Source organism: Dietzia sp. DQ12-76 (assembly GCF_014145045.1).
In the GTDB taxonomy this organism is placed as follows: Bacteria; Actinomycetota; Actinomycetes; order Mycobacteriales; family Mycobacteriaceae; genus Dietzia.
Window position 1 is genome coordinate 1 of the sequence record NZ_JAALDV010000336.1, and the last position, 4,370, is coordinate 4,370.

The 4,370-nt window shown below is 68.7% G+C and carries 6 protein-coding genes; 1 reads left to right on the plus strand and 5 read right to left on the minus strand.

Features of this window, described 5'->3' with window-relative positions; translation table 11 throughout:
* The coding region (locus G6019_RS11665) for a 6-phosphogluconolactonase (protein ID WP_182627651.1) at nucleotides 1–333 on the plus strand (333 nt) is incomplete at its 5' end.
* 123 nt (nucleotides 334–456) lie between these two features.
* Here the strand turns inward: G6019_RS11665 and secG are convergent.
* The 5 genes from secG to whiA all read right to left on the minus strand — a co-directional run.
* A complete protein-coding gene (secG, locus tag G6019_RS11670; RefSeq protein ID WP_017836820.1) occupies nucleotides 457–690 on the minus strand; it encodes a preprotein translocase subunit SecG in 234 nt (77 codons plus the stop codon).
* A gap of 99 nt (nucleotides 691–789) precedes the next feature.
* Nucleotides 790–1,575, minus strand: a complete 786-nt coding sequence (gene tpiA / locus G6019_RS11675; RefSeq protein ID WP_107756507.1) for a triose-phosphate isomerase — start codon at nucleotides 1,573–1,575, stop codon at nucleotides 790–792.
* Nucleotides 1,576–1,604: 29 nt separating this feature from the next.
* Nucleotides 1,605–2,822, minus strand: a complete 1,218-nt coding sequence (locus G6019_RS11680; RefSeq protein ID WP_107756508.1) for a phosphoglycerate kinase — start codon at nucleotides 2,820–2,822, stop codon at nucleotides 1,605–1,607.
* 165 nt (nucleotides 2,823–2,987) lie between these two features.
* The gene (gene gap, locus G6019_RS11685; protein ID WP_107756509.1) at nucleotides 2,988–4,004 is read right to left on the minus strand and encodes a type I glyceraldehyde-3-phosphate dehydrogenase; all 1,017 of its coding nucleotides are present in this window, start codon (nucleotides 4,002–4,004) and stop codon (nucleotides 2,988–2,990) included.
* 117 nt (nucleotides 4,005–4,121) lie between these two features.
* Nucleotides 4,122–4,370 (minus strand): DNA-binding protein WhiA (gene whiA, locus G6019_RS11690; RefSeq protein WP_182627653.1); only part of this gene is annotated, 249 nt, incomplete at its 5' end.

Genomic DNA, 4,370 nt, shown 5'->3' on the forward strand with positions numbered 1-4,370 from the left:
CAGCCGATCTTCGACGTGACCATTCTGGGAATGGGTCCGGAGGGCCACGTCGACTCGATCTTCCCGCACACCCCCGCGGTCGCCGAGACTGAGCGGTTGGTCGTCGGGGTCCGTGACTGCCCCAAGCCTCCTCCCGAGCGGCTGACGTTCACCCTCCCCGCGGTTCGCCGCTCGCGGCACGTGCTGGTGATCGCCGCGGGAGAGGGCAAGGCGGAGGCCGTCGCGAAGGGGCTCGGCGGCGCGTCACCGTCGGACTGGCCGGTGGCCGGCGCGGTGGGTGCCGAGTCCACGACCTATCACCTGGACGACGGCGCGGCGTCGGCCCTGGACTGATCCTCGGGTTCCAGCGACGACCGGGCTCAGCGACGATCGGGCTCAGCGACGACGGGGTGCGCTCCTCCTCGTGGAGGGCGCACCCCGTGTGGCCGCGCCGTGTGGCGCGCGGGTCGGACGACGTCAGCCGAAGCGGACCAGGAGACCGACTGCGACGATCGCGATGAGCCAGAGGATGGCGACGACCACGGTCACGCGGTCGAGGTTGCGCTCCACCACGCTCGACCCGGAGAGGCTGGACTGGACCCCGCCGCCGAACAGCGAGGACAGGCCGCCTCCCTTACCGCGGTGCAGCAGGATGAACAGCATCAACAGCAGGCTGGTGGCGAGGAGGAAGATGTCCAGGGCGAGCTTCATGTACGGATCGGGCCTTACGTCGGTTCGGGGTGGTCGGAGGACGACTGGTCCAGACTACCCGCTGGCATCTCCAGGGTGAATCCGGGCGCGCCGCCGGGCTCAGGGCAGCGGGCCGCCCGCGGCGATGGCGGACAACTGGGCGAACTCGTCGGGCTTGAGCGACGACCCGCCCACGAGACCGCCGTCGACGTCGGGCTGCTCGAGGAGCTCACCGACGGTGGAGGCGTTGACGCTGCCGCCGTAGAGCACACGCATCTGATCCGCGGTCCCGGGATCGGACAGCTCGGCCAGTGCCGCGCGGATGGCCGCGCAGACCTCCTGCGCGTCCTCGGCCGAGGCGGTCTTGCCCGTCCCGATGGCCCACACGGGTTCGTAGGCGATGACGGTGGAGGCGAGCTGCTCGGTGCTCAGGCCCGCCAGTGATCCCTTGAGCTGCTCCACGACCACGCCGACATGGTCGCCGGCCTCGCGGATCTCCAGCTTCTCCCCCACGCAGACGATCGGGCTCAGGCCGTGCCTGTGGCACGCGGCGGCCTTGGCGGCCACCAACTCGTCGGTCTCGGAATGGTACTCGCGCCGCTCGGAGTGCCCCACCACGACGTAGGTGCACCCCAGCTTCGCGAGCATCCCCGCCGAGATCTCACCGGTGTACGCGCCGGACTCGTGGACCGACACGTCCTGTGCACCGTAGGCGAATCCGAGCTTGTCCCCCTCGATGACGATCTGGACGCCGCGGATGTCGGTGAACGGGGGGATGAAGGCCACCTCCACCTTCTCGAGGTACTTCTCGGGCAGGGCGAAGGCCACCTTCTGGACGAGGGCGATCGCCTCGAGGTGGTTGAGATTCATCTTCCAGTTTCCGGCGATGAGCGGGGTGCGTGCCATGTTCTCTCCTGTGCGTAGGCGGTAGCGGATCAGTTGCTGCGTTCGAGGGCGGTGACCCCCGGGAGCTCCTTGCCCTCGAGATACTCGAGTGAGGCCCCGCCCCCTGTCGAGATGTGGGAGAAGTTCTCCTCGCCGAGTCCGAGTGTCCGGACGGCCGCGGCGGAGTCGCCGCCCCCCACCACGGAGAACGCACCGTCACGGGTGGCGGCGATGATCGCCTCGGCGACGCCCCGGGTGCCGGCCGAGAACGCCTCGAACTCGAACACCCCCATCGGGCCGTTCCAGAAGATGGTCTTGGCGGCGGACAGCTTCTCGGTGAACAGGGCCACGGACGCCGGTCCGATGTCGAGTCCCATCGTGCCGTCGGGGATCGCGTCGGTCGGCACCGTGGTGTGCCCGGCGTCGGCGGCGAACCCGTCGGCCGCCACCACGTCGACCGGCAGGGTGATCACGTCGGCGAACCTGTCGAGCAGGTCCTTGCAGGTGTCGATCATCTCCTCCTGGAGGAGAGAGGATCCGACGCCGTGCCCCTGGGCGGCGAGGAAGGTGAAGCACATGCCGCCACCGATGACCAGCGTGTCGACCTTGGGGGCGAGCGCCTCGATCACCGCGAGCTTGTCCGAGACCTTGGACCCGCCGAGGACCACGGCGTAGGGGCGCGCGGTGTCGCCCGTCAGGCCGGCGAGGACCTCGACCTCGCTCTGCACCAGATCACCGGCGTAGGCGGGGAGGACCTCGGCGATGTCACAGACCGAGGCCTGCGCGCGATGGACCACACCGAACCCGTTGGAGACGAACGCCCCGTCCTCGCCGACGAGGCTCGCCAGGTCCGCCGCCAGCGCGGCACGCTCCGCGGGGTCCTTGCTTGTCTCCCGCGGGTCGAAGCGGATGTTCTCGATCAGGAGCACGTCGCCGTCGGTCAGTCCGTTGGCGCGCTCACGGGCATCGGGGCCCACCACGTCACCTGCCAGCTGAACGTATCGACCGAGCTCCTCGCCCAGCTTCTCCGCGACAGGGGCCAGGGAGAGCGCGGGATCCGGCTCACCCTTCGGCCGACCGAGGTGAGCCGTGATCACCAGCGCGGCACCGGCGTCGAGCAACGCGTTCAGAGTGGGCAGTGAGGCCGATATGCGGCCGGAGTCGGTGATGGTCGATCCGTCGAGCGGGACGTTGAGGTCGCAGCGGACGAGGATCTTGCGACCTTCGACGCCGGTGTCCAGCAGGTCGTGGAGGGTGCGCACTGCCATGGGGTGGGGCTCCTGTCGGGTGGACGGTGATGGTGTGGTCCGGATGCGGTGGCGCGGTCCGGATGCGGTGGTGAGGACTCATGTACAGCGGGCCCGGCCGGGGGACGCTCTGGGCGTTCCCGGACCGGGCCCGGTGTGGTGCTGGGTCGTCAGGCCCGAGGGCTCTTACAGCGACTTGCCGACCAGGCCGACGAGGTCGGCGAGGCGGTTGGAGTAGCCCCACTCGTTGTCGTACCAGGAGGCGATCTTGATCTGACCGTCGATGGCCTTGGTCAACTGGGCGTCGAAGATCGAGGAGTGCGGGTCGGTCACGATGTCCGACGAGACGATCGGGTCCTCGGTGTACTTGAGGATCCCCTTCATCGGACCCTCGGCGGCCGCCTTGATCGCGGCGTTGACCTCCTCGACGGAGGCCTTCTTCTCGAGCTCGACGGTGAGGTCGGTGAGCGAGCCGGTGGGCAGCGGGACCCGCACGGCGTACCCGTCGAACTTGCCCTTGAGCTCGGGCAGGACCAGCGAGACGGCCTTGGCGGCGCCCGTGGAGGTGGGCACCATGTTGATCCCGGCGGCACGGGCACGACGCGGGTCCTTGTGGGGGGCGTCCTGGAGGTTCTGGTCCTGGGTGTAGGCGTGGATCGTGGTCATGAGTCCCTTGACGATCCCGAACTCGTCGGACAGGACCTTGGCCACCGGCGCGAGACAGTTGGTCGTGCAGGACGCGTTGGAGATGATCGTCTGCGAGCCGTCGTACTGGTCGTCGTTGACACCCATGACGATCGTGATGTCCTCGCCCGAGGCCGGAGCGGAGATGATGACCTTCTTCGCGCCGCCCTCGAGGTGACCGCGGGCCTTCTCGGCGGAGGTGAAGATGCCGGTGGACTCCACCACGACGTCGACGTCGTAGTCGCCCCACGGCACGGCGGAGGGGCCTTCCTTGACCGCGAGCGCGCCCATCCTGGCCCCACCGACCGTGATGGATTCGTCGTCGAACGTCACGTCCTTGCCGAGGCGACCGAGGATGGAGTCGTACTTGAGCAGATGAGCGAGCATGTCGTTCGTGGTGAGGTCGTTGACGGCCACGATCTCGATATCCGTCTTGCCCTCGGCCTTCAGCGCCTCCACCGCGCGGTAGAAGTTGCGGCCGATACGTCCGAATCCGTTGATGCCTACGCGCACGGTCACGTGATGTCTCCTTATAGGTGGTGCGAGAAAGAACCTCGAGGGGCGCCGGTGGTGCCCGGGGCGTGACCCAGACTACCCGCCCCAGGTGGGGGCTGTGCAGGGTCCACAGGCCGCGGATCAGTCTTCGTCGAGCATGTCCTCGGTCACGACGGATTCGGTGTCCGGGATACCCAGATCGGCCGCTTTGCGGTCGGCCATGGACAACAGACGGCGGATCCGACCGGCCACCGCGTCCTTGGTCATCGGGGGGTCGGCGAGCTGGCCCAGTTCCTCGAGGGAGGACTGACGGTGTTGGACGCGCAGCTCGCCCGCGGCCAGCAGGTGGTCGGGCACGTCCTCGGCCAGGATCTCGAGCGCTCGCTGGAC